The sequence below is a fragment of the Anaerobacillus sp. MEB173 genome (assembly GCF_052119505.1).
In the GTDB taxonomy this organism is placed as follows: Bacteria; Bacillota; Bacilli; order Bacillales; family JBJMAU01; genus JBJMAU01.
The window spans coordinates 98815-125093 of the sequence record NZ_JBJMAU010000003.1 but is presented as its reverse complement, the minus strand read 5'-3'; the positions used below and the strand labels follow the sequence as shown (position 1 = coordinate 125093).

The following is a 26279-nucleotide window of genomic DNA, read 5'->3' as shown; positions in this document are numbered from 1 at the left end:
CAAATACATGAGGAAAATGCGTGTATATGAATATGCAAAACAACAAAATCTAACGAGTAAGGAAGTTATCGAACAATTGAAAACTTTAGATGTAAAAGTATCGAACCATATGTCCGTTATCGAAGAAGACACAATAAAACAATTAGAAGGTAAAACGAATACAAATACAGCTCAACAGCAAACGACTCAAGAAAAAGTTGAATCAAAAGGGAATCAACCGATGAAAAAAACAAATGATCAAGGAAAACAACAGAATAATAATAAGAAGAAGAATCAAAACCGTAATCAAAACCAGAATCGTAATCAGAAGAATCAGCGCTCAAATAATCAAACACATCAACATAAAAATGAGAAGCCTAAAGAGGAGACACCAAGCAAAATTACGTATACTGGCTCTTTAACTGTAGGAGATTTAGCGAAAAAATTAAAAAAAGAGCCGTCAGAATTAATTAAAAAATTAATGTTCCTTGGTGTAATGGCTACTATTAATCAAGAGTTAGATAAGGACACAATTGAACTGATTGCTGGCGATTATGGCGTTGAAGTGGAAGAAGAAATTGTATTCGAAATCACTGATTTTGAAAACTATACAGAAGATGACGATGAAAAAGATTTAGTAGAACGTTCTCCTGTTGTTACAATCATGGGTCACGTTGACCATGGGAAAACAACGCTTCTAGATTCAATCCGTCATACGAAAGTAACAGCTGGAGAAGCTGGTGGAATTACGCAACATATTGGTGCGTATCAGATTGAAACAGAAGGTAAGAAAATTACGTTTTTAGATACACCTGGTCACGCTGCATTTACAACAATGCGTGCACGTGGAGCTCAAGTAACGGATATTACAATCCTCGTTGTTGCCGCAGATGATGGCGTTATGCCACAAACGGTTGAGGCGATAAATCATGCAAAAGCTGCTGAAGTACCAATTATCGTAGCTGTGAATAAAATGGATAAACCAGCAGCAAATCCTGATCGCGTTATGCAAGAATTAACTGAACATGGACTTGTTCCTGAAGCATGGGGCGGAGAAACAATCTTTGTTAATGTGTCAGCTTTGAATGGTGATGGTATTGACGAGTTATTAGAAATGATTTTACTTGTTGCTGAAGTTGAAGAGCTAAAGGTAAACCCAAATAAACTTGCTAGAGGAACTGTCGTAGAAGCAGAACTGGATAAAGGTCGTGGAGCAGTTGCAACACTTCTCGTGCAATCAGGAACGCTCCATGTCGGTGATCCGATTGTTGTTGGAAATACATTTGGGCGTGTTCGGGCAATGGTAAATGATTTGGGAAGACGTGTAAAAGTAGCTCCACCGTCTACTCCTGTTGAGGTAACTGGATTAAACGATGTACCGCAAGCCGGAGATCGATTCCTTGTATTTAAAGATGAAAAGACTGCCCGTCAAGTAGGTGAGGCTAGAGCATCAAAACAACGTGAAGCCGAGCGTAGTGAAAATACGAAAGTGAGCCTTGATGACTTGTTTAATCAAATTCAGCAAGGGGATATTAAAAAGATCAACGTCATTATTAAAGCCGATGTTCAAGGATCAGTTGAAGCTATGAAAGGCTCATTAGAAAAAATTGATGTTGAAGGAGTAAAAGTTAATATCATTCATACTGGTGTTGGTGCCATTGCAGAATCCGATATTATCTTAGCATCTGCTTCGAATGCAATTGTTATTGGTTTTAACGTTCGTCCTGATGTCAATGCAAAACGTACAGCAGAAGCTGAGAAGGTAGATATCCGTCTTCACCGTGTTATTTATAACGCGATTGACGAAATTGAAGCAGCAATGAAAGGGATGCTTGACCCTGAATTTGAAGAGAAGGTAATCGGTCAAGTTGAAGTACGTACAACGTTTAAGGTTTCGAAGGTTGGTACGATTGCTGGATGTTATGTCACTGATGGAAAAGTAAGTCGTGACTCAACAGTTCGTCTCATTCGAGATGGAGTTGTTATTTATGAAGGGGCAATTGATGCCTTAAAACGATTTAAAGATGATGCAAAAGAAGTGGCAGCAGGTTATGAATGCGGAATTACATTGGAAAAGTTCAATGATATCAAAGAAGGCGATATCATTGAAGCGTATATTATGGAGGAAATTAAACGCGCATGATTGGAGCCGTTTATTGTGAATGTATCATCTATGATGCAGGGTCACTTAAGGAAAAACGCTCTGTTTTAAAAAGTGTAATTACTCGGCTAAAACAACGATTAAATGTTTCTGTGGCAGAAATTAATCATCAAAATGTCTGGCAACGGACAGAAATAGGTATTGTCGCTATTGCAAATGATAAGGTTATCGTCGAGCAGGAATTACAAAAGGCATTACAGATGATAGACAGTGTGACCGAAATGGAACGAACGATCACCCAGTTTGAGTGGTTATGAAATTAACTTAGAGAGAAACAGTGAGGTGATACGATGAGCAATGTACGTGCAAGTCGTGTTGGTGAACAAATGAAAAAGGAACTTGGTCAGATCCTTCAGCAAGAACTAAAAGATCCCCGCATTGGTTTTGTAACAGTCACTGGAGTGGAAGTGACTGGGGACCTACAGCAAGCAAAAGTATTCATTACGGTACTAGGTAATGATGATGAAAAGGAAAATACGCTAAAAGGCTTAGCGAAAGCAACTGGATTTATTCGATCTGAAATAGGTAAGAGAATACGCCTTCGAAAAACACCAGAAATTTCGTTTGAATTTGATGAATCAATTGCATACGGAAACCGTATTGAAACATTACTGGCAGATCTTAATGAACAACAAAAGCAATCTGACTAAGATTGGTTAAAGGGATAGGTGAGGCAAAGACCTTGTCTATCCTTTTTGTTAGTTTAGAGTGTAGAGTTTAGAGTTGAAAGTTGTGTTATGATAATTGGAGGAAGTTTTTACCTTCTTTGATATACATACAATAACTCTAAACTCTAAATTCTAAATTCTTAACTCTAAATTCTAAATTCTTAACTCTAAATTCTAAATTATAAATTAAATTGGGGTGAAGGTTTTGCAAGGGATTTTACCTCTATATAAGCCAAAGGGAATGACTTCTCACGATTGTGTTGCCAAATTGAGAGGAATCTTGAAAACGAAGAAGGTTGGACATACAGGAACACTTGATCCTGATGTAACCGGTGTATTACCAATTTGTATTGGCAGGGCAACAAAAATAGCGGAGTATATGTCTGATTATCCAAAAACGTATATTGGTGAAGTAACGCTTGGATTCTCAACTACAACAGAAGACTTTTCAGGTGAAATAGTTGAAAAAAAGCGAGTAGACCGTACAATAATGAGGGAAGAAATTTTACGAGTGTTGGCCTCTTTTCAAGGTGAAATTGAACAAACACCACCGATGTACTCCGCAGTTAAAGTGCAAGGAAAAAGGCTTTATGAATATGCCCGTGAAGGGAAAACAGTTGAACGTCCGACTCGAAACGTAACAATCTATGAACTATCTTTATTGGAAAATGATCACGAATGGACAGGTGAAACGATCTCCTTCTCATTTCGAGTTCATTGCAGTAAAGGAACGTATGTAAGGACATTAGCGGTAGATATTGGTAAAAAGCTAGGATTTCCTTCTCACATGTCAAAGCTGCAGAGAGTTCAATCTGGTCCATTTACATTGGAACAGTGTGTAACATTTTCAGAAGTTGAAGAACAAAAAAAAGCTGGAACATTGGAACTTCTTCCAATAGAAGAAGCGTTAAAACATTTTCATAAAGTTATTGTGAATAAGCAGGTTGAACCAAAAGTGTTGAACGGTTCAGTTCTCCCGCGGTTTCATGACGTAGTTGCTAACCGATTTACAATTTTTAACGAAGAAGGGGAATGTTTAGCGATTTACCATAACCACCCTACAAAAGCAGGGTTAATAAAACCTGAAAAAATAATAAAAATTAATTAAGCAAAGTAGAGTAGGTGAAACAAAATTGAATACCGTATATTTATCACATCCTCACCAATTAAATATAAAAAGCTTACAACCTACTGTAATGGCACTGGGGTTTTTTGACGGTGTTCACCTTGGGCATCAAAAAGTGATTGGAAAAGCAAAAGAGATTGCAGATCAAGCTGGAATCATGTGCTCAGTGATGACATTTAATCCTCATCCAAAAGAAGTTTTGCAAAGTGGGAAAACTGTTAAGAAGCCGATGAATTATTTAAGTCCGTTAAAGGAAAAGGAAAAGAGAATAGCTGAGCTTGGAGTAGATACATTGTATGTTGTCCAATTTGAGCAGTCATTTGCCGATTTAACTCCTCAACAATTTGTTGACGATTATTTAATTCAGCTAAATGTAAAGCACGTTGTTGCTGGTTTCGATTATACATATGGAAAACTTGGTAAAGGGACAATGGAAACATTGCCATTTCATTCACGTAATCAGTTTACACAAACGACGATTGAAAAGGTTGAAACAAAACGGCAGAAAATTAGTTCGACGTTGATTCGACAACTGTTAAATGACGGTCAGGTTGAACAGCTTCCGAATTATTTAGGCAGGCTGTATGAGATTGAAGGTACAGTTGTTGATGGGGATAAACGCGGGCGAAAAATTGGCTTTCCAACCGCCAATATTCAGACTGTTGATCGATATTATCTTCCAGCTGCAGGGGTATATGCAGTTAGATTAAAACTAGGTCAAAACTGGTATGAAGGAGTATGTAATTTAGGGTTTAAACCCACCTTTCATAATGGTTTAGCGACTCCAACAATTGAAGTACACCTCTTTAACTTTAACAAAGATATTTATGGTGAATTAGTTACTGTTCAATGGTTAACATATCTTCGTAGTGAAAAGAAATTTTCTTCCATTGACGAATTAGTAAAACAAATTAATGAAGATAAACAAAAAGCACTAACCTACTTTAATCAACAATGATGCATGGAATTATTCTACATTTATAATTATTTTTTTCGTTTCTTGATTTTTTCGATCAAAAGATGTATTCTATTATATGTACATTGTACAAATAAAAAAACCATTGCTTGGCAGGACGAGTCACCAACGTCTGCTCGGTAATTGGGGATATTCTTAAGGAGGTGAATAGGATGGCATTATCACAAGAGCGTAAAAATGAGATTATTGAATCGTTTAAGGTTCATGATACAGATACTGGATCTCCAGAGGTTCAGATCGCTATCCTAACTGAACAAATCAATACGTTAAACGACCACTTACGTACACACAAGAAAGATCATCATTCACGTCGTGGACTTTTAAAGATGGTTGGACAACGTCGTAACTTATTAACGTACTTACGTAATAAAGATGTTACACGTTACCGTAACCTTGTTGACAAACTTGGATTACGTAGATAAGACTATGAAGCGGGATATATCCCGCTTTTTTGTTACGTAAAAATATTGGAAATTTTTTCACTTTGCTTCAATACTTTATAAAATGAATAAATAAGTGTGAAATTTCTTTGCTTAGGATAGCAGCTCACTTTATTTTTACTTTTATTTTTATCGGAAATAGGAAACAATAATAGAAGGAAATTAAATGTACTGAGAGGAGTACTCGTAAACATGGAAAATGAAAAACAAGTATTCTCAATCGATTGGGCAGGCCGCCCTTTAACACTTGAGATTGGGAATTTAGCGAAGCAAGCCAATGGTGCCGTAATGGTTCGTTACGGAGATACAGCTGTTTTATCTACAGCAACCGCTTCTAGGACGCCAAAAGACTTACCTTTTTTTCCGCTTACTGTTAACTATGAAGAGCGTTTGTATGCAGTAGGAAAAATCCCTGGCGGCTTTATTAAACGAGAAGGACGCCCAAGTGAAAAAGCGATTTTGGCTAGTCGATTGATCGACCGCCCAATTCGTCCTTTGTTTGCAGATGGTTTTCGAAATGAAGTACAAGTAATCAGCATTGTAATGAGTGTTGATCAAAATTGCTCATCTGAAATGGCAGCAATGTTTGGTTCATCATTAGCTTTATGTATTTCCGATATTCCTTTTGAAGGTCCGATTGCGGGTGTCACAGTAGGCAGAATTGATGGAGAATTTATTATTAATCCTTCTACAGATCAACTTGACCGAAGTGATTTAAATCTCGTAGTCGCTGGAACAAAAGATGCGATTAACATGGTTGAAGCAGGCGCAAATGAAGTGTCGGAAGAAATAGTTCTTGAGGCAATTATGTATGGTCATGAAGAAATCAAGCGTTTAATAGCATTCCAGGAAGAAATTGTGAAGCAAGTCGGCAAAGAGAAAATGGAAGTAGTATTATATGAAGTCAATGCTGACCTGGAACAAACAGTACGCAATATGGCTGAGACAGAGTTGAAGGTGGCTGTTCAAGTTGTCGAAAAACATGCTCGTCAGGCAGCTATTGATGAAGTAATGGAAAAAGTTGTCGCTGAATTTGAAGAAAAAGAAGAAGATCAAGTAAAAGATGTAAAAGAAATTTTACATAAGATTGTTAAGGAAGAAGTACGTCGTTTAATTACAAAAGAAAAAGTTCGTCCGGATGGTCGAGCGATTGATGAAATCCGTAAGTTAACATCTGAGGTAGATTTACTTCCGCGTACACACGGTTCTGGACTTTTCGTTCGTGGGCAAACACAAGCATTAAGTGTTTGTACATTAGGAGCATTGGGTGACGTGCAAATTCTAGATGGTTTAGGGCTTGAAGAGTCTAAACGATTTATGCATCATTATAATTTTCCGCAATTTAGTGTTGGTGAAACAGGTCCTATTCGAGGTCCGGGAAGACGTGAAATTGGTCATGGGGCATTAGGAGAAAGAGCATTAGAACCTGTTATTCCTTCAGAAGATAAATTCCCATATACAATTCGTCTGGTGTCAGAGGTACTTGAATCGAATGGATCAACATCTCAAGCAAGTATTTGTGCTAGTACGTTAGCGATGATGGATGCAGGAGTTCCAATCAAAGCACCTGTAGCCGGAATTGCAATGGGCCTAGTTAAAGAAGGAGAAGATGTTACGGTTTTAACAGATATTCAAGGAATGGAAGACCACCTTGGTGATATGGACTTTAAAGTTGCCGGAACAAAAGAAGGAATTACAGCATTACAAATGGACATTAAAATTTCAGGAATTAATAAAGAAATTTTGGTTGAGGCATTAGATCAAGCCAAACGTGGCCGTATGCATATTTTAGATAATATGACAAGTGCGATTGCTGAACCTCGTGGTGAGCTGTCTGAATATGCACCAAAGATTTTAACAATGAAAATCCATCCAGATAAAATCCGAGGTGTTATCGGACCAAGCGGAAAAATGATTAATAAGATTATTGAAGAAACTGGAGTAAAAATTGATATTGAACAAGATGGTACAATTTTTATTTCATCTGTTGATCCTTTAATGAATCAAAAGGCACAGCAAATTATCGAGGATATTGTCCGTGAAGTTGAAGTAGGACAAACATATTTAGGTAAAGTTAAGCGTATTGAAAAATTTGGTGCCTTTGTAGAAATATTTAAAGGAAAAGACGGGTTAGTTCACATATCTCAATTGGCGGAAGAGCGCGTGAATAAGGTTGAAGATGTTGTTAAAATCGGGGATGAGATTTTAGTGAAAGTAACTGAAATTGATGCTCAAGGTCGCGTCAACCTCTCAAGAAAAGCAGCTCTTAAACAAGAACAAGAAGAGCAGAAACAAGAATAGCATATCGAGGCTGGAAAATAAGCCAGTCTCTTTTTAATTTAGAATGTAAAATGTAGAATTTAGAATTAAAAACACTTAATTCAAAAATTTGACGCATTTATACATTTTTATCATAGGAAAATTAATTATTTTAGAATGAGAAATAATTCTAAATTCTATATTATTAATTCTAAATTTGCATTCTACCTTGTCTACATTGTGCATAATTTTTAGTACAAGGGGGAATGGGTAATGATAAAAAATTATCTTCTGCATATGTCTGTTTTTCTAATTTTAGTTGTTATTACATTTGGATCTATCCAAAATCCATATACAACTACTTACATAGATCAATTAAAGGGTGATGCAGTAACAGTTACGAAAATGGGAGACCCTTTGTATGATGAAATTTCAGAGAAAGCCAGTAAATATGAGCAACCTGCGATTGATGCTGTCGTTGACCGGGTTTGGAAAGCAATTCCTGGTTATAACGGGATAAAAGTGGATATTGATGCTTCCTATGAAAAGATGAAAAAGCATGGACAGTTTGATGAACAGAAAATAGTGTTCAAAGAGACTTCACCAAGTGTCCATTTACATGATCTGCCACCTGCTCCGATTTACAAAGGAAATCCAGAGAAATCGATGGTTACATTGCTTGTTAACGTAGCTTGGGGCAATGAATATTTACCTGGAATGCTTAAAATTATGAAAGAGCATAATGTGAAGTCTACATTTTTTCTTGATGGCTCATGGGTTAAAAATAACCCTAAGCTGGCAAAAATGATTCTTGAAGAGGGTCATGAAATTGGTAATCATGCCTACTCTCACCCTGACTTAAAAAAACTCTCGAATGCACGAATTTCTGAGGAATTACAAAAAACAAATGCTGTTATTAAAGCAACCTTAGATGTAACGCCAAAATGGTTTGCACCTCCAAGTGGTAGTTTTAGACAAGACGTAGTAGAGATTGCGAATCAAATGAATATGGGGACAATTCTATGGACGGTAGATACAGTTGATTGGAGGAAGCCTGAACCGCATACAATGGTTCAAAATGTCCTCAAAAAAATTCATCCAGGTGCTATGGTCCTTATGCACCCAACATCCTCATCGGCAGCAGGACTTGAACAATTAATTCTTGGAATCAAATCTCAGGGATATCAAATTGGAAATGTGTCGCAGCTGCTTAGTGAGGAACGGTTATCTTTTCGGGTAAACATTGGCGATGAGAAGGAAAAGGAATCTGCAAATAACTGAGTTTATTTTTAATGCAGTATGTTAAGGAGGATTTTTTTTGATACACAGATATGAAATGCCAAATGGTGTACGTATTATTTTAGAACAAATTCCCACAGTTCGTTCTGTTTCACTTGGGATTTGGATTGGTACGGGATCGAGATATGAAACAAAACAAGAAAATGGGATTTCTCATTTCTTAGAACATATGTTTTTTAAAGGGACTGAGACTCGTACGGCAAGAGAGATAGCGGAAACATTTGATGGTATAGGTGGTCAAGTCAATGCCTTTACGTCAAAAGAGTATACTTGTTATTATGCGAAAGTATTAGACGATCATGCTGAGCTCGCTTTAGATGTTTTAGCTGATATGTTCTTTCATTCAAGCTTTGAAAAAGAAGAATTAGAGAAAGAAAAGAATGTTGTCTATGAAGAAATAAAAATGTATGAAGATACTCCTGATGATATAGTTCATGATATGCTGAGCCAAGCAAGCTTTGGCAGTCATTCATTGGCGTATCCAATACTTGGGACGAAGGAAACACTACAAACATTTACTGGAGATGATTTACGCGCCTACATGGCAAAGCATTATACAGCTGAGAATGTTGTCATTTCTATTGCTGGAAACATTGAAGATAGCTTTATTGAAAAGGTGAAAGAAAAATTTGAGACGCTAAAGGTCAGCGATGCAAACAGAACATTAGATACGCCTTCTTTTCTTGGTGAAAAATTAGCGAGAAAGAAAGACACAGAGCAAGCACATCTATGTATTGGCTACAAAGGTTTGCCTATTGGACAAAAGGGAATTTACAGTCTTGTTTTATTGAATAATGCTCTTGGTGGGAGCATGAGCAGCCGGTTGTTTCAAGAGGTAAGGGAAAAGAGAGGGCTCGCATATTCTGTCTTCTCATATCATTCTTCCTATAATGACAACGGATTATTAACAATCTACGGAGGAACTGCACCTGAACAATTAGATCAACTGTATGAAACGGTAATGGATACAGTCAATGACCTTAGAAAAAACGGTGTAACTGAAAAAGAACTGGCTAACGGTAAAGAACAGCTTAAAGGGAATTTAATGTTAAGTCTGGAGAGTACAAATAGTCGTATGAGTAGAAATGGAAAAAATGAACTGTTACTACGAAAACATCGTTCTTTAGATGAAATCATCAATGAGATAAATGCTGTAACATTTGAAAATATTAATCAATTAGCTGGAACTATTTTTACTGATGCGAATTCTATTTCATTAATAAGTCCTAGTGGAGTCCTTCCACAAGGGGTAAAATAAAAAATAGTGATACCAACAGTCTTTGAACTAGTTGGTATTTTTTTTTATGTATCACATAAATAGTAGTAGGGTGTCCTTTTTGAGTAAGTAAGTTCTTGGAAAGAGTTTGCAAACTGTAAAAGTAATCCTAGCAGAGGGGTGAGGAGAATTGAGATTAAGTGAAATCAGTGGAAAAGAAATTATTGATTATGAAAAGGGAGAACGATTAGGCGTTCTAGGACAGACCGATCTTGTAATTGATGAACATACCGGACAAATTGAGGCATTTATTATACCTACAATGAAATGGTTTGGATTAGGGAAAAAAGAAAAGGAAGTAACAGTATATTGGTCGCAAATAAAAAAAATTGGTGCAGATATGATTATTATTGATGTGGAAGAGGAGAAGTAAATCAAATTTAGAGTTTAGAATTTAGAGTTTAGAGTGATTAGGGATTATTCAATGAAGTTATTTAAATTGAACCTAAAACATGATTAGCTATTTTTTGCTAATCATGTTTTTTTATTTATAACTCTAAATTCTAAACTCTAAATTCTAAACTAATTATATTCACCCATTTGGATGTAGACACATACTATGATTTTGAAATTGCAAAAGGTCTTCCCCTGTGAGTAAGGTAAACATTCATAAAGAAAGGGGATAAAGTATGTTAACAGGGATGCATGTTGCTGTTGTTGGTGGCGACGCTCGCCAATTAGAGGTGATTCGCAAATTAATTGAGTTGGATGCTAAAGTTTCACTTATTGGTTTTGATCAATTAGATGATGGTTTTATCGGAGCAACGAAGCATCAGTTAGATGAGATCGAATTAAAAACTGTCAATGCTATTGTTTTACCAATTAGCGGAACAAATTCAAACGGTGAAGTTGAAACAATTTTCTCTAATGAGAAAATTGTTTTAAAAGAGCAACATTTAAAAGCAACCGATTCAAACTGTGTTGTTTATTCAGGTATTAGCAATGCCTATCTATCAAAAACCATCGAAAAAGCAAATCGTAAACTCGTACAATTATTAGATCGTGATGATGTAGCAATCTATAATTCAATCCCAACTGTAGAAGGAACAATTATGATGGTCATTCAACATACGGATATCACCATTCACCGGTCTAAAGTTGCTGTTCTCGGATTAGGAAGAGTCGGGATGAGTGTTGCTCGAACGTTTGCAGCCTTAGGCGCATATGTAAAAGTAGGGGCTAGAAAGTCAGAACACTTAGCTCGAATAATGGAAATGGGTCTAGAGCCGTTTCATTTAAATGACCTTGAGAAAGAAGTAAATAATATTGACGTTTGCATCAATACAATTCCAATTCCAATTATTACAGCCAATGTCATTTCAAGGATGCCTTCAAATACACTAATTGTCGATTTGGCATCAAAACCTGGAGGTACAGATTTCCGTTATGCTGAAAAACGAGGAATTAAGGCATTGCTGGCACCTGGATTACCAGGGATTGTGGCGCCCAAAACTGCAGGTCAAATAATTGCAAATGTTCTTTCACAATTATTAATGGAAGAACATTCCATCCGGGAGGAGGATCATTAATGACTTTAAAAGGAAAGCATATAGGCTTTGGCTTAACAGGCTCTCATTGCACTTATGACGAGGTTCTTCCACAAATGAAAAGACTTGTTGATTTAGGTGCAAAAGTAACACCATTTGTTACACACACAGTCGCTAATACAGATACGAAATTCGGTGATAGTGCCGATTGGATTCAGAGAATTAAAGAAACCACTGGAGAAGAAATTGTTGATTCAATTGTAAAGGCTGAGCCATTTGGTCCAAAAACTCCTTTAGATTGTATGGTGATTGCACCTCTTACAGGTGGTTCAACGAGCAAGTTTGCAAATGCATTAACTGATTCACCGGTACTTATGGGGGCTAAAGCTACTTTAAGAAATTTAAAGCCGGTTGTATTGGGGATTTCTACGAATGATGCTCTTGGTTTAAATGGAATGAACATTATGAAATTAATGGCAACAAAAAATATCTACTTTATCCCATTTGGGCAAGATAATCCTTATGTAAAACCCAATTCACTCGTAGCCAAAATGGACCTCTTACCTGAGACAATTGAAGCAGCTCTTGAGGGAAAGCAATATCAACCTGTTTTAATTGAAAGGTATAAAGGATAATTACTTTATCAGAGTTGCCAAATCAACTATTATCGCTTAAAGTTGATAGTGTGAAATAAGTTAAAGGGTTTATTTCGCAGTCTAGTATGTTAAAATAGATGTCAATTCATAATCTGTATGTAGTTGAGAAAGGAAATTTTCCTTTCTTCAACTACAGTTAAATGTTTAGTTTGGCAGCAAAGTCTATACTAGGTATTGTATTCTTATGGCTTAATAAGCCAAGTTTACATTAATTATATTCTAGCAAAATTTCTATTATGGGAAGGGAGAATTTTCAATATGGGAGTAGAAACAGGTTTTCATGTAGCAGTAGTAGGAGCAACAGGAGCAGTAGGGAATCAAATGCTAAAGGTATTAGAGGATCGTAACTTCCCGATTGCAAAACTAACATTACTATCTTCTAAGCGTTCAGCTGGGAAAAAGGTAGTTTTTAAAGGTGAAGAAATAACAATTCAGGAAGCAACTCCAGAAGCATTTGAAGGTGTGCAAATTGCATTGTTCAGTGCTGGCGGTTCTGTATCGAAACAACTAGCGCCAGAGGCTGTTAAACGTGGTGCAATCGTTGTTGATAATACAAGTGCATACCGTATGGATCCAAACGTGCCGCTTGTTGTTCCTGAAGTGAACGAAGAGGCATTAAAAGATCATAACGGTATTATTGCTAATCCAAATTGCTCTACAATACAAATGGTTGTTGCACTTGAGCCTATTCATAAACAATATGGCTTAAAAAAGGTCATTGTATCAACATATCAAGCTGTATCAGGAGCAGGAGCGCAAGCAATTGAAGAAATGAAAGACCAAACTAGAGCTATCTTGAATGGTGAGGAATTCACACCTGAAATTTTACCAGTTGGTGGAGATAAGAAACATTATCAAATTGCGTTTAATGCAATTCCGCAAATTGATAAATTCCAAGATAATGGATATACATTTGAAGAGATGAAAATGATTAACGAAACGAAAAAAATTATGGAATTACCAGAGCTTGAAGTAGCTGCGACATGCGTGCGATTACCTGTAGAGTCTGGGCATTCTGAATCAGTGTATATTGAAGTTGAAAAGGGTGGCGCATCAGTTGCAGAATTGAAAGAACTTCTTGCAAATTCTGAAGGAATTGTTCTGGAAGATGATCCAGCAAATCAAGTTTACCCTATGGCATCCAATTGTGTAGGAAAATATGATACGTTTGTTGGTCGAATTCGTAAAGATTTAGATCGTGACAATGCCTTCCATATGTGGGTTGTATCTGATAACTTACTAAAGGGTGCAGCATGGAATTCAGTTCAAATAGCTGAAAGCCTCATTAAATTAGGATTAATAAAATAAGATAAAAAATCGCATATAAAGAGGTGTATGCATGAAGGTCATTGTTCAAAAGTTTGGTGGCACATCCTTAAAAGATGACCAAGTTCGTCAAAAGGCCGCAAACCATGTTCGAGTGGCGGTTGATGAAGGTTATAAAGTTGTTGTTGTTGTCTCAGCAATGGGTCGAAAGGGCGATCCTTATGCTACGGATACACTTCTAAGTTTGGTTAATGGGTCTAAGTCATATATAGGGAAACGTGAGATTGACCTTCTCATTTCGTGTGGGGAAGTCATTTCCTCTGTAGTATTTTCCAATACTTTAAGTGAACTTGGCCTAAAAGTTATGGCAATGACAGGGGCACAGGCAGGTTTTCGGACGAATGAAGAATTTTCAAATGCAAAGATTTTAGATATGAAATGCGAACAATTGCTTCGGGCACTTGAAAAACAAGATGTTATCGTCGTAACAGGGTTCCAAGGTCAATCAAAAACTGGTGAAACGACAACGTTAGGCAGAGGCGGCAGCGATACATCAGCAACGGCCATCGGTGCAGCCATCGGTGCAGAGTGGGTTGATATTTTTACAGATGTTGAAGGGGTTATGACAGCAGATCCACGGATTGTTTCAGATGCTAGACCATTATCTGTTGTCACTTATACTGAAATTTGCAACATGGCTTATCAAGGAGCAAAAGTTATCCATCCTAGAGCTGTTGAGATTGCAATGCAAGCGAAGGTACCAATTCGAATCCGATCGACCTACTCAGATTCACTTGGCACATTAGTAACTGCTGGTAATAAAACGTTGGCTGGTCAAGATATACAAGAACGAATGATTACCGGGATTGCTCATGTCTCTGATGTAACGCAAATCAAGGTTCTTGCAAAAGAAGGACAATATGATTTACAGGCGAAAGTATTTAAAGCAATGGCGAATGCTAACATTAGTGTTGACTTTATTAACATTAATCCTCTAGGTGTTGTTTATACAGTGATGGATGAAATGACCGACCTTGCTGAAAGTGTATTAACGGAAATGGGATATGAACCCCAAATTACCCGTCATTGTGCTAAAGTCTCTGCGGTTGGTGCCGGCATGACTGGTGTACCAGGTGTAACGGCAAAAATTGTTGCAGCATTATCACAAGAAAATATACAAATTCTTCAATCAGCTGATTCGCATACAACGATATGGGTATTAGTGAGAGATGAGGATATGATAAAAGCAGTCAATGCTCTTCATCGAATATTTCAGCTTGAACAAGAGGAAAGTAACTTAGAATATTGAGTATAAACTGGGCTGCTTGGCCCAGTTTTAAAATATATGGTGTCACCCTTGTCTTAAGTTTGATTATGAATAAAGAGTTTCAAGGAGTTGAAGAAGTGTGTATTTCGGCCAAGTGATTACTGCTATGGTTACTCCGTTCGATTATAAAGGCAACATTGACTTTTCGAAAACGACGAAACTTGTAAACTATTTGATTGCTAATGGATCAGATGGTCTTGTAGTTGCTGGTACGACTGGTGAGTCTCCGACCTTATCTACCGAGGAAAAAGTTGCTCTTTTTAAACATGTCGTGAAGGTTGTTAATAAGCGGGTACCTGTAATTGCCGGTACTGGCAGTAATAATACTCATGCCTCTGTGGAATTAACGAAGAAAGCAACAGAAGTTGGAGTAGATGGGATTATGGCAGTCGCACCATATTATAATAAGCCATCACAACTAGGGTTATATGAGCACTTTAAGGCAATTGCAGAGGCAACTTTTTTACCAGTTATGTTATACAATATTCCTGGTCGTTCCGTTGTCAATATTTCTGCTGATACAGTTATGAAATTGGCTGATGTTAAAAACATCGTTTCGATGAAAGAAGCTAGTGGTAATATTGAGCAAATTACTTCGATTATTGCAAATACACCTGATGATTTTTCTGTGTACAGTGGTGATGATGGATTGACTTTACCTGTTCTTTCTATTGGAGGGCAAGGTGTTGTCTCCGTTGCTGCTCATGTGATTGGGAATGAGATGCAAGCAATGATCAATGCTTTTAAAGCAGGAAACTGTAAAGAAGCAGCAAAATACCATCAATTCCTTTTACCAATTATGAAAGGCCTATTTATTGCACCTAATCCTGTCCCAGTGAAAACGGCACTGCAAATGAAAGGGTTGGATGTTGGTGGAGTTAGGCTTCCATTAGTTTCACTTTCGAGTGATGAACGTCAATCGGTACTAACTATTTTACAACAGCTGAAAAAGGGATAATCTGTTCAAAATGAAACCAGTCGACGATATTTGATATCGTTGACTGGTTTTTTTTGATTGAATCTCGCATTTATATTTAACAGACAATTCAGATGTATGCAAATTGTATATTTTGGTATTTCATCATAATACATCTTGTCTTCTCTTTGAAAATTAAGTTATACTATTTTCAAGTGATTAGTTCGGGTTTGTTTTTCATTTCTTAAAATTATTATTTTTCAGGAGAACGTCGGCTTGCAATTTACAGATAACACAAAAAGAGTGGACTGAGGTGATTAACCAATAAGGTACATACGGGTTTTCTGATAAAAACAACGCTGCGTCAGATAACTGAATATGGGAGGAACTAGACATTGTTAAAACAACAATCCGATAAAATACGAATTTTTGCCTTGGGCGGTATAGGAGAAATAGGCAAAAATATGTATGCAATAGAAGTAGGAGAAGATATTTTTGTTATTGATTCAGGTTTAATGTTCCCAGGAGAAGATATGCTTGGAGTAGATATCGTGATTCCGGATGTATCTTACCTTGTGTCAAATAATGAGAATGTTAGAGGCATTTTCTTAACACATGGACATGAGGACCATATTGGTGCACTTCCCTATGTTTTAGAGAAGCTATCTACACCTATTTATGGAACAAAACTTACGCTAGGACTAGTTGAGGAAAAGTTAAAAGAAACAGGAGCCAGTAAGTTTACTAAATTAAATACGATAGATGCTAATTCTGAAATTTATTTTGGTTCAACCAAAATGACGTTTTTTAGAACTAATCACAGTATTCCAGATTCTATCGGTATTTGTATTCATACTCCATTTGGAGTCATTGTTCATACGGGTGATTTTAAATTTGATCAAACTCCTGTAGATGGTAAACGTTCAGACATTGGCAAGATGGCAGCCATTGGTGAACAGGGAGTCTTGTGTTTATTATCTGACAGTACGAATGCGGAACGCCCAGGGACGACTTTATCTGAAACGGTAATTGGTCAAGGAATAGCTGATGTGTTTTTTGAGGCTAAAGGACGAATAATCGTTGCCACATTTGCCTCAAATGTTCATCGAATTCAGCAGGTGATTAACGCTTCACTGGCTACGAATCGTAAGGTTGCCATTGTTGGACGAAGCATGTTAAAAGTTGTAGATATTGCTATGAAGTTAGAATATTTAGATGCACCAAAAGATATCTTTATTGATATAAGTGAAATTGATAACGTGAATGACGATAATTTGACGATCATCTCAACTGGTAGTCAAGGCGAGCCAATGTCAGCTTTAACAAGGATGGCAAAAGGCATGCATAAACAAGTAACCATTAACGCCAATGATACGGTTATACTAGCTGCAACACCAATTCCTGGGAATGAAAAGTCGGTTTCTTATGTTGTTGACCTCTTATACCGTACTGGAGCTGAAGTTATTTATGGAAGCAGTAAAGTACATGCCTCAGGTCACGGCAGCCAGGAAGAGCTTAGACTCATGTTAAATTTAATGAAGCCAAAGTATTTTATTCCGATTCACGGAGAATATCGTATGCTTTGTGCTCATAGTGAGCTTGCACAATCAGTTGGTGTTCAGTCTGAAAATATCTTTATCATTGATAATGGTGAAGTCGTTGAATTTACGAATGGACAAGCGAGAAGAGGCGGAAAAGTTCCATCTGGAAATGTGTTAATTGACGGTTTAGGAGTAGGGGATGTTGGAAACATTGTCCTTAGAGATCGACGACTTCTTTCAAAAGATGGCATCTTAGTCGTTGTTATCACCCTTAATAAAAAGAATAGTAGCATCGTTGCAGGGCCTGATATTATCTCTCGTGGATTTGTTTATGTGAGAGAGTCGGAACAATTACTGGAAGAAGCGAGAATTCTAGTGAAAGAGACTCTAAAGAAGTGCATGGATGAAAATATTAGCGAATGGTCCAGTTTGAAAAGCAATGTAAGAGATGTTCTAAGCCGTTTTCTATTTGAAAAAACGAAACGCAGACCAATGATCTTACCAATCATTATGGAAGTATAAAATGACTGAAAATGATCTTAATGAGTGAGAACTTATTAAGATCATTTTTTTGGATTACAATCTTTTATTTCTATTCGGTCGTAGCCAGTTTTTTCTTTTTGATTAAAGAATGAAAACAACTGACTCGCTCATACTATGACTAGATTGGTTAAAGGAGGGTATTAATGTGAATCTGAATTTGTTTCAGAGTAACGAGCAACCGCAAGAAGGCGATCAAAACAAGGATGGGCAAAAAGGTTCAGGAATATTAGATAAAATACAGCAACTTGGTCAAACGAATGTTCCACAAATGGAGCAAACAAACATTCATTGCTTAACTATTATTGGCCAGGTCGAGGGACATATGCAATTGCCTCCTCAAAACAAAACGACAAAGTACGAGCATATTATTCCACAATTAGTTGCAGCGGAACAAAACCAGAAAATTGAAGGTTTATTACTAATTTTAAATACAGTTGGAGGCGACGTTGAAGCTGGATTAGCAATTGCTGAGATGATTTCGACAATGTCAAAACCAACGGTAACACTTGTATTAGGAGGCGGTCACTCAATTGGGGTGCCGATAGCTGTTGCGTCAAACTATTCGTATATTGCAGAAACAGCAACAATGACGATACATCCAGTTCGTCTGACCGGGCTCGTTATCGGTGTGCCGCAAACATTCGAATATTTGGATAAAATGCAAGAACGAGTGATTAATTTTGTAACGAAGCACTCTTCAGTTAGTGAAGAAAAATTTAAGGAACTTATGTTTTCAAAAGGTAATTTGACACGTGATATTGGAACAAATGTTGTTGGGACCGACGCTGTACAATATGGATTAATTAATGAAGTAGGAGGAATAGGTCAAGCCATTAGCAAGCTAAATGAACTTATTGCTGAACATAAAAAAAACCAACCTGATCCTCAGGGGGAACTGATGCAATGATTTTATATACATCGATGCCACAAGAACTTATTTATCCACAAGATAATCAGGAATTTAATAAACAAATGACGGTTGATATTGAGGGAGGACAACTATTGCTTGAAGAAATTAGCCCAACGGAATATAGGGTCGTACGTTTAATGAGTAGTGACCCAATGCTTTTTTTAAACGAGAACTATAGTCCTGGAAAAATGATTCAATTAAGTCCTAAACTTACATAATCATTCTTCCAGATATGTTATAATAATGATAATATGAGAAAAGCAGCCGGGTCTCGGCTGCTTATTGTTCTATCTAGAACAAATAAGCTTGGTAAGGTTAGATGTTGGGGTGAATGTATGGCAAGAAGGAAAAAGTCTAGAAAGAGGGAATGGAAAAAACAATTATCTTTTGAATTAGTTGGTATTTTATTGTTAGCTTTATCAAGTATTACTCTTGCAAAGCTAGGAATAGTAGGAGAAGTACTTGTTCAGCTATTCCGTTTTTTTCTTGGAGAGTGGCATATTGTTTTAACAATCGCATTATTTACGACAGCATTATATCTAATGATTAAGCGTGAAGTCCCTAAATATTGGACAAGACGTTTAGCTGGGTTCTACTTACTCATCTTTTCGTTTGTGTTACTTAGTCATGTTAAATTGTTTCAATTATTATCTGCACAAGGTGAGTTTGCTGATGCATCTGTTATACGAAATACGTGGGAATTGTATTGGCTTCAAGTGAACGGAGAGATTGCGAGTACTGACTTAGGCGGGGGTATGGTAGGAGCAATAAGTTTTGCTGTAAGTCACCTGTTGTTTGATTACACTGGTACTCAAATTCTTGCATTTGTACTAATTATTAGTGCAATCATTCTAATTACTGGACGGTCACTTATTGATTTTGTAATTCTTTTTTTTAGTAAAATCATTCGTTTTACGACTAGTCAATTAGGAAAAATTAAGTCAGAGTTTATTCAATGGAAAGATAAGTTTACAGCGAACGTTAAAGAACGATATGAAAATGCGAAGAAACCAAAAGAAAGAGAAGTCGAAACAGTGATCGTTACGAATGACGATTCTGAGGAAGAGATATATGAACCAATTATTTCGGATTTTACAACACATGCATATACGAAAGAAGAGCAACTCTCTCTTATTGAAGATAAGGAAGAAAAAGCAGTCGACAAAGAAGCAAATACAAATAATGGTGAGAATGAATTAGATGAAGAGGAAATTGCAAAATCAAGTCAGCCGATTGTGAATCATGAAGTAACAAATGAACATTATGTATTACCACCGATTGAACTTTTGAATATACCTGCTCCAAACGGGCAGCATCATATGCAGCAGCATGTCTTAGCGAAAGAAAATATACAAAAGCTTGAAAAAACATTTGAAAGTTTCGGTGTTAAGGTGAAGATACCTAAAGTGCATTTAGGTCCTGCTGTTACAAAATATGAGGTATATCCAAGTGTTGGTGTTAAAGTAAGTAAGATTGTTAATTTAGCCGATGATTTAGCTTTAGCATTGGCAGCCAAAGATATTCGGATTGAAGCACCGATTCCTGGGAAATCTGCAGTTGGTATCGAGGTTCCAAATCAGGAGGTTGCGATCGTTACTTTAAGAGAAGTATTAGACTCTAAAGAAAATAAACGTGATGCCTCTAAGTTATTAATTGGATTAGGTCGTGATATTTCTGGTGAGCCAGTCCTTACAGCCTTAAATAAGATGCCGCATTTGCTTGTTGCTGGAGCTACAGGTAGTGGAAAAAGTGTATGTATTAATGGGATCATTACAAGTATTTTAATGAGAGCAAAACCCCATGAAGTAAAATTAATGATGATTGATCCAAAAATGGTGGAATTGAATGTTTATAATGGGATTCCACATTTGCTGACTCCGGTTGTTACTGAACCAAAAAAAGCATCACAGGCATTAAAGAAAATTGTAAATGAAATGGAACGGCGTTATGAGCTTTTTTCACATACAGGTACGAGAAATATTGAAGGTTATAATGCCCTTATCGATCGTGAGAATGAGAAAGGACAAGAAAAACAAGGAAAACTCCCTTATATTGTCGTTATTGTTGATGAATTAGCAGATCTTATGATGGTTGCATCGGGGGATGTTGAAGATGCGATTACTCGATTGGCACAAATGGCACGAGCGGCTGGTATCCATTTAATTATTGCGACACAGAGACCTTCAGTTGATGTTATTACCGGTGTTATTAAAGCAAACATTCCATCACGAATTGCTTTTGGTGTTTCATCACAAACTGATTCTAGGACAATCCTTGATATGGGAGGAGCTGAGAAGTTGTTAGGACGTGGTGATATGCTCTTTATGCCGGTAGGAGCATCGAAGCCTGTACGTATCCAAGGTGCTTTTCTTTCAGATGAAGAGGTAGAGAAGGTAGTTAACTTTGTTATCTCACAGCAAAAAGCACAATACCAGGAAGAGATGACACCTACGGAAGAAAAAACAGTGACAACAGAAGTGTCAGATGAGCTTTATCAGGATGCGGTCGATCTTGTCATTGAAATGAATACAGCATCAGTTTCTATGTTACAGCGTCGGTTTCGGATAGGTTATACACGTGCAGCAAGATTAATTGATGAAATGGAGGCACGTGGGATTGTTGGTCCATATGAAGGAAGCAAGCCAAGGGAAGTTCTTGTTCAGAAGCAAATGGAAGATGCTTCTTCAAGCTAAAAAAATAAAAATAAAAAAGATAAAAGATGTTTCATGATGGGAGAGTCATTTCAATAATATAGTAGTAGGGGGAAGTGGAATGGAGATTAAAGCAGACAATCGGCCACTATACTTACAAGTTATTGATAAAATAAAGAATATGATTGAAACAGGAGTTTATGAAGCAGGTGAACAACTCCCATCTGAGTTTGAACTTGCAAAGCAATTAGGGGTTACAATGACTACATTAAAAGAAGCATTACGTATTCTTGAAGATGAACATGTCATTATTAATCGCCATGGAGTAGGTATTTTTGTGCACAATAAGCCATTATTTTCGGCAGGAATTGAAGAATTATTCAGTATGACTGAAATGATCTCTAAAGGTGGGAAAAAACCTGGTACGATTCTACTGTCAACAGCAGTTGAAGTTGCATCTGAGGAAGTGAAGCGCAAGTTCGAGCCTGATATTGTTGATGAATTGTTAATTGTAGAACGAGTTAGAACCGCTGATGGGGTGCCTGTTGTTTATTGTTTAGACAAAATACCGACACAAGTAATGTCGAAGTATCACTCATATGGTACAGAATCTATGTTTGATGTTCTTTGGATAGAAGCCGGAAAAAAAATCGCTTACGCGGTAACATTTCTTGAACCGCTTAGTTATCATGACAAAATTTCAGAAATATTAGAATGCGACCCTGAAACAGCTTTACTTGTTTTAAAACAAATGCACTATGATAAAGAAGATCGCCCTGTTTTTTATTCGATTAATTATTTTCGGGCAGACAAAGTGTGTTTTCATGTTGTAAGAAAAAGTAGTGAATGATTAATAATTTGGAAAGAATACTCGTAGATATATGATAATATAACAGCGAGTATTTTTTTGATTTTAGAATGTACCCATGTTTTTTATGAAACCAAAAGTGTGGTTATACTATACAGAATGAGAAAAGCAAAGGAGTGAAAGAAATGAATGCTGTTGAAGAATATCTAACAACAATTAATGGTCTATCCGTACATATGATTGAAACTGAAAAGTATAAGACGAATACACTCGTTCTCCAAGTGAAGTCGCCACTTCGTAAAGAAACGGTGACACAAAGGGCAATCCTACCCTATGTTTTACAAAGTGCAACAGTGAAATCACCATCAAGAAAGGAAATACGAAGCAGGCTAGAAGATTTATATGGAGCCACGTTAACTGTTGATGTAGGAAAAAAAGGGGAAAACCAAATTATATCCATTCGAATGGATATTGCTAATGAAAAATTCTTAGCAGATCAAACTCCTCTTTTAGAAGAAGCTTTACATTTGCTTGCTGAAGTATTATTACAGCCGAAAACCGAAAATGACGGGTTTGTTGCAGATATTATTGAGAAGGAAAAGAGAGCATTAAAGCAACGCATTCAATCAATATACGATGATAAAATGCGGTATGCAAATATGAGGATTACAGAAGAAATGTGCAAAGATGAGCCTTATGGATTATCAGTTTATGGTGCTGAGGAGGACGTAGAACAAATCAGTGCAAAGGAACTGTATCAATACTATACGAATGTACTGCAAGAGGATGAAATTGATTTATATGTCGTTGGCGATGTAAAACGAGCAGACCTTGAGAAAAAAATTGCCGAAATCTTTTCACTTCCAGCAGACCGCCAAGTCAAAAAGCAGACAAAAGAAACTGATCAAAAGGAAATTCAAAAAGAAAATGTTGTTCACGAAGAGCAAGATATTCAGCAAGGGAAGCTTCATATTGGTTATCGAACATATACGACATATGCAAGTGACGATTATTATGCACTTCAAGTATTTAATGGACTATTTGGTGGCTTTTCCCACTCAAAGCTATTTATTAATGTACGTGAAAAGGCAAGCTTAGCATATTATGCAGCTTCACGGTTTGAAAGTCATAAAGGCATTTTAATGGTGATGTCAGGAATTGAATTTGCAAATTACGATCAAGCTGTGAGCATTATTAAAGAGCAAATGGGCAAAATGCAGTCAGGAGATTTTACTGATGAGGAAATCGAACAAACAAAAGCAATGATTAAAAACCAAGTTCTAGAAACAATGGATGGAGCAAAGGGCCTTGTTGAGCTCTTATATCATAATGTGGTAGCAGGCTTTAATCGCCCAATTGAAGAATGGTTACGCGGAATTGATGAGGTAACGCGTGAAGATATTGTTACAATGGCAAATAAAGTGAAGTTAGATACAATTTACTTCCTAAAAGGAAAGGAGGAGAAATAATGGAGCAAATTCAATTTGAACAACTTAATGAAACACTTTTTTATGAAAAATTAGATAACGGCCTAGATGTGTACGTCCTGCCAAAAAAGGGTTTTAACAAAACCTATGCAACATTTACAACGAAATACGGCTCTGTGGATAATCATTTTATTCCGTTAAAAGGAAAAGAGGCAATTAAAGTCCCCGATGGTATTGCTCACTTTTTAGAGCATAAAATGTTTGAAGACGAACATGGTGATGTGTTTCAGGACTTTAGTAAACAAGGTGCATCTGCCAATGCGTTTACAAGTTTTACGAGAACAGCCTATTTATTTTCAAGTACATCTAATGTTGAACAAAATCTAGAAACATTGGTTGACTTTGTTCAAAAACCTTATTTTACAGACGAAAGTGTGGAAAAAGAAAAGGGGATTATTGGTCAAGAAATAAAGATGTATGATGATAATCCTGATTGGCGTGTTTATTTCGGTTGTATTGAAAACATGTATGAGTATCATCCAGTCAAAATTGATATTGCTGGTACAATCCAATCGATTTCAAAAATTACGAAAGACACACTATACCAATGCTATGAAACGTTTTATCATCCAAGCAATATGTTGTTATTTGTTGTTGGTCCTGTCGACCCAATGAAAATTATGGACCAAGTCAAAGCAAATCAACAAAAGAAGACATTTGAACCGCCACAGAAAATTGAACGTTTCTTTGAAGCAGAGCCTGAGGAAGTTGCCAAGAATGAAAATGTCATCCACATGCCAGTTCAAACGCCAAAGTGTCTAGTTGGTTTTAAAGAGAAAAAACCAACCCGTAAAGGACAGGAACTCTTAAAGCATGAGCTATCTTTAAACATTATTCTTGACTTAATGTTTGGACAAAGCTCACAAAATTATGAAACATTGTATAATGATGGTCTAATTGATGACACATTCTCTTTTGATTACTCTGGAGAATATGGATTTGGATTTTCAATTATTGGCGGAGATACGAAGGACCCCGAACAGTTATCGAGAAAGATTTTGGAAATTGTTGAAGAATTCAAAAAGTCTTCTTTAGATGAGAAAGCAGTAGAGCGAATTCGGAAAAAGAAAATTGGTTCATTTTTGAAATCCTTGAATTCACCAGAGTTTATTGCAAATCAATTCACTCGCTATCAATTTAATGAAATGAACTTATTTGATGTTGTTCCAACATTAGAAAGTATTACAATCAAAGATCTACAGCAGACAATGAACGAGCATTTTGATAAAAATAGATTTACAGTTTGTCAAGTGAAGAAATAACCGGAGGATATGGGGAACAATTGAAAAAATATGCGTTAGTAACAGGTGCTAGTGGGGATATCGGCTCGGCTATTGCTATTTCTTTAGCTCGAGCCGGATACTCACTATACCTTCATTACAATAAAAATGAACAAAGGATACATCAATTACAAGAGCAGATTGGGAAAGAGCGGGCAACGTTGATCCAGGCCGATCTGTCTGAAAAATCGGGTGTGGACAAGCTTTTGAGCCAAATTCGTGATGAAATTGATGTCATTATACATAATAGCGGGAATAGTTATTATGGTTTACTTACCGATATGAAAGCACATGAGATTGACGAAATGATTCAGTTGCATTTAACAAGTCCTGTTTTGATTACGAAACAGCTACTGCCAACAATGATTAAAAAGAAAACAGGTAAGGTTATCGTTATTTCTTCCATTTGGGGATTAACAGGTGCTTCTTGTGAAGTCTTATATTCAACTGTCAAAGGCGGCCTTAATACATTTGTTAAAGCATTAGCAAAAGAGGTTGCACCGAGTGGGATAACAGTTAACAGTATTGCACCTGGTGCAATTGAAACAGTCATGTTACATCATTTGTCAGAGCTTGAGAGTGAGGAAATTTGTGAAGATATACCGATGGGAAGGCTAGGAAAACCTGATGAAGTTGCTAATTTAGTAGCATTTTTGCTGACTGACAAAGCTTCTTATATAAACGGTCAAGTAATCTCAATTAATGGCGCTTGGTACTGTTAATTATTTTCACATCCTGTCCAAATTTCGAGTGAATATTTTTAGTCTCTTCTTGAAAAGATAATACAGAAGTACATTTCAAGGAGGGACAAAAATGTCTGTATTAGATAATTGGGAACAATGGAAAGACTTTTTGGGTGATCGTCTTCACCAAGCACAACAAGAAGGGATGAATCAAAATGTTATCTCTGATGTAGCTATGCAAGTTGGGGACTACCTCGCGAAGCAAGTTGAACCGCAAAACGAACAAGAGCGTGTTCTTCAACAGCTTTGGAATGTTGCTACACCAGAGGAGCAACATGCAATTGCTAATATGATGGTCAAACTTGTCCAAAATGAAGGGTCGAACTAAATACGAGCGTAAAAAGGTGTTGCAAAATATTGGCAACACCTTTTATGATATAATAAGCAATTAATGTATAACATATAGACATAGAACCATAAAGTTAAAAATATATCTAAATTAGTAATTTAATGAAATTATTACATAAATTATCTAGGAAG

24 protein-coding genes are annotated in these 26279 nt (G+C 36.6%); all 24 read left to right on the top strand.

Annotated elements, in window-relative coordinates; all coding sequences use genetic code 11:
- The first annotated feature begins 7 nt into the window (after positions 1 to 7).
- The 24 genes from infB (at position 8) to ACJ2A9_RS08165 (ending at position 26127) form a co-directional block, all read left to right on the top strand.
- On the top strand, positions 8 to 2122 hold the full coding sequence (infB, locus tag ACJ2A9_RS08280) for a translation initiation factor IF-2 (protein WP_441421166.1): 2115 nt from the start codon (positions 8 to 10) through the stop codon (positions 2120 to 2122).
- Positions 2119 to 2397: a DUF503 domain-containing protein gene (locus ACJ2A9_RS08275; protein ID WP_441421165.1), complete on the top strand. Its 279-nt coding sequence runs from the start codon at positions 2119 to 2121 to the stop codon at positions 2395 to 2397. The genes infB and ACJ2A9_RS08275 overlap by 4 nt, the downstream gene beginning before the upstream one ends.
- A gap of 33 nt (positions 2398 to 2430) precedes the next feature.
- Positions 2431 to 2790: a 30S ribosome-binding factor RbfA gene (rbfA, locus tag ACJ2A9_RS08270; RefSeq protein WP_441421164.1), complete on the top strand. Its 360-nt coding sequence runs from the start codon at positions 2431 to 2433 to the stop codon at positions 2788 to 2790.
- Positions 2791 to 3013: 223 nt separating this feature from the next.
- Complete coding sequence (gene truB, locus ACJ2A9_RS08265; RefSeq protein WP_441421163.1) at positions 3014 to 3916, top strand: tRNA pseudouridine(55) synthase TruB; 903 nt, start codon at positions 3014 to 3016, stop codon at positions 3914 to 3916.
- 25 nt (positions 3917 to 3941) lie between these two features.
- Entirely contained in the window at positions 3942 to 4892 is a 951-nt protein-coding gene (gene ribF / locus ACJ2A9_RS08260; RefSeq protein WP_441421162.1) for a bifunctional riboflavin kinase/FAD synthetase, read from the top strand.
- Between the two features lie 170 nt (positions 4893 to 5062).
- Positions 5063 to 5332 (top strand): 30S ribosomal protein S15, encoded by a 270-nt coding sequence (gene rpsO, locus ACJ2A9_RS08255; RefSeq protein ID WP_441421161.1) that lies wholly within the window; start codon positions 5063 to 5065, stop codon positions 5330 to 5332.
- Between the two features lie 210 nt (positions 5333 to 5542).
- Positions 5543 to 7651 (top strand): polyribonucleotide nucleotidyltransferase, encoded by a 2109-nt coding sequence (gene pnp, locus ACJ2A9_RS08250; protein WP_441421160.1) that lies wholly within the window; start codon positions 5543 to 5545, stop codon positions 7649 to 7651.
- Between the two features lie 231 nt (positions 7652 to 7882).
- The gene (locus tag ACJ2A9_RS08245; protein WP_441421159.1) at positions 7883 to 8890 is read left to right on the top strand and encodes a polysaccharide deacetylase family protein; all 1008 of its coding nucleotides are present in this window, start codon (positions 7883 to 7885) and stop codon (positions 8888 to 8890) included.
- A 37-nt stretch (positions 8891 to 8927) separates the two neighbouring features.
- On the top strand, positions 8928 to 10166 hold the full coding sequence (locus tag ACJ2A9_RS08240) for a M16 family metallopeptidase (RefSeq protein WP_441421158.1): 1239 nt from the start codon (positions 8928 to 8930) through the stop codon (positions 10164 to 10166).
- A gap of 148 nt (positions 10167 to 10314) precedes the next feature.
- Entirely contained in the window at positions 10315 to 10557 is a 243-nt protein-coding gene (locus ACJ2A9_RS08235) for a YlmC/YmxH family sporulation protein (RefSeq protein ID WP_441421157.1), read from the top strand.
- Between the two features lie 256 nt (positions 10558 to 10813).
- Positions 10814 to 11713, top strand: a complete 900-nt coding sequence (dpaA, locus tag ACJ2A9_RS08230) for a dipicolinic acid synthetase subunit A (RefSeq protein ID WP_441421156.1) — start codon at positions 10814 to 10816, stop codon at positions 11711 to 11713.
- Positions 11713 to 12306 carry a dipicolinate synthase subunit B gene (locus ACJ2A9_RS08225; RefSeq protein ID WP_441421155.1) on the top strand — a complete coding sequence of 198 codons (594 nt, stop codon included), beginning with the start codon at positions 11713 to 11715 and terminating at the stop codon, positions 12304 to 12306. The genes dpaA and ACJ2A9_RS08225 overlap by 1 nt, the downstream gene beginning before the upstream one ends.
- 279 nt (positions 12307 to 12585) lie before the next feature.
- Positions 12586 to 13635 (top strand): aspartate-semialdehyde dehydrogenase, encoded by a 1050-nt coding sequence (gene asd, locus ACJ2A9_RS08220; protein ID WP_441421154.1) that lies wholly within the window; start codon positions 12586 to 12588, stop codon positions 13633 to 13635.
- Positions 13636 to 13666: 31 nt separating this feature from the next.
- Positions 13667 to 14902: an aspartate kinase gene (gene dapG / locus ACJ2A9_RS08215; RefSeq protein ID WP_441421153.1), complete on the top strand. Its 1236-nt coding sequence runs from the start codon at positions 13667 to 13669 to the stop codon at positions 14900 to 14902.
- 97 nt (positions 14903 to 14999) lie between these two features.
- Positions 15000 to 15878 carry a 4-hydroxy-tetrahydrodipicolinate synthase gene (dapA, locus tag ACJ2A9_RS08210; RefSeq protein WP_441421152.1) on the top strand — a complete coding sequence of 293 codons (879 nt, stop codon included), beginning with the start codon at positions 15000 to 15002 and terminating at the stop codon, positions 15876 to 15878.
- A gap of 353 nt (positions 15879 to 16231) precedes the next feature.
- Positions 16232 to 17899 carry a ribonuclease J gene (locus ACJ2A9_RS08205; RefSeq protein WP_441421151.1) on the top strand — a complete coding sequence of 556 codons (1668 nt, stop codon included), beginning with the start codon at positions 16232 to 16234 and terminating at the stop codon, positions 17897 to 17899.
- A 178-nt stretch (positions 17900 to 18077) separates the two neighbouring features.
- Positions 18078 to 18827, top strand: coding sequence for a ClpP family protease (locus ACJ2A9_RS08200; RefSeq protein ID WP_441421454.1), 750 nt, complete (start codon positions 18078 to 18080; stop codon positions 18825 to 18827).
- Positions 18824 to 19048, top strand: coding sequence for a YlzJ-like family protein (locus tag ACJ2A9_RS08195; RefSeq protein WP_441421150.1), 225 nt, complete (start codon positions 18824 to 18826; stop codon positions 19046 to 19048). The genes ACJ2A9_RS08200 and ACJ2A9_RS08195 overlap by 4 nt, the downstream gene beginning before the upstream one ends.
- Before the next feature lie 117 nt (positions 19049 to 19165).
- Positions 19166 to 21523 carry a DNA translocase FtsK gene (locus ACJ2A9_RS08190; protein WP_441421149.1) on the top strand — a complete coding sequence of 786 codons (2358 nt, stop codon included), beginning with the start codon at positions 19166 to 19168 and terminating at the stop codon, positions 21521 to 21523.
- A gap of 79 nt (positions 21524 to 21602) precedes the next feature.
- A complete protein-coding gene (locus tag ACJ2A9_RS08185; RefSeq protein WP_441421148.1) occupies positions 21603 to 22331 on the top strand; it encodes a GntR family transcriptional regulator in 729 nt (242 codons plus the stop codon).
- 143 nt (positions 22332 to 22474) lie between these two features.
- The gene (yfmF, locus tag ACJ2A9_RS08180) at positions 22475 to 23758 is read left to right on the top strand and encodes an EF-P 5-aminopentanol modification-associated protein YfmF (protein ID WP_441421147.1); all 1284 of its coding nucleotides are present in this window, start codon (positions 22475 to 22477) and stop codon (positions 23756 to 23758) included.
- Positions 23758 to 25038: an EF-P 5-aminopentanol modification-associated protein YfmH gene (yfmH, locus tag ACJ2A9_RS08175; RefSeq protein ID WP_441421146.1), complete on the top strand. Its 1281-nt coding sequence runs from the start codon at positions 23758 to 23760 to the stop codon at positions 25036 to 25038. Before yfmF ends, yfmH begins: the two co-directional genes overlap by 1 nt.
- A 20-nt stretch (positions 25039 to 25058) precedes the next feature.
- Entirely contained in the window at positions 25059 to 25778 is a 720-nt protein-coding gene (gene ymfI, locus ACJ2A9_RS08170) for an elongation factor P 5-aminopentanone reductase (RefSeq protein WP_441421145.1), read from the top strand.
- A gap of 91 nt (positions 25779 to 25869) precedes the next feature.
- Complete coding sequence (locus ACJ2A9_RS08165) at positions 25870 to 26127, top strand: DUF3243 domain-containing protein (protein WP_441421144.1); 258 nt, start codon at positions 25870 to 25872, stop codon at positions 26125 to 26127.
- Positions 26128 to 26279: the final 152 nt, after the last annotated feature.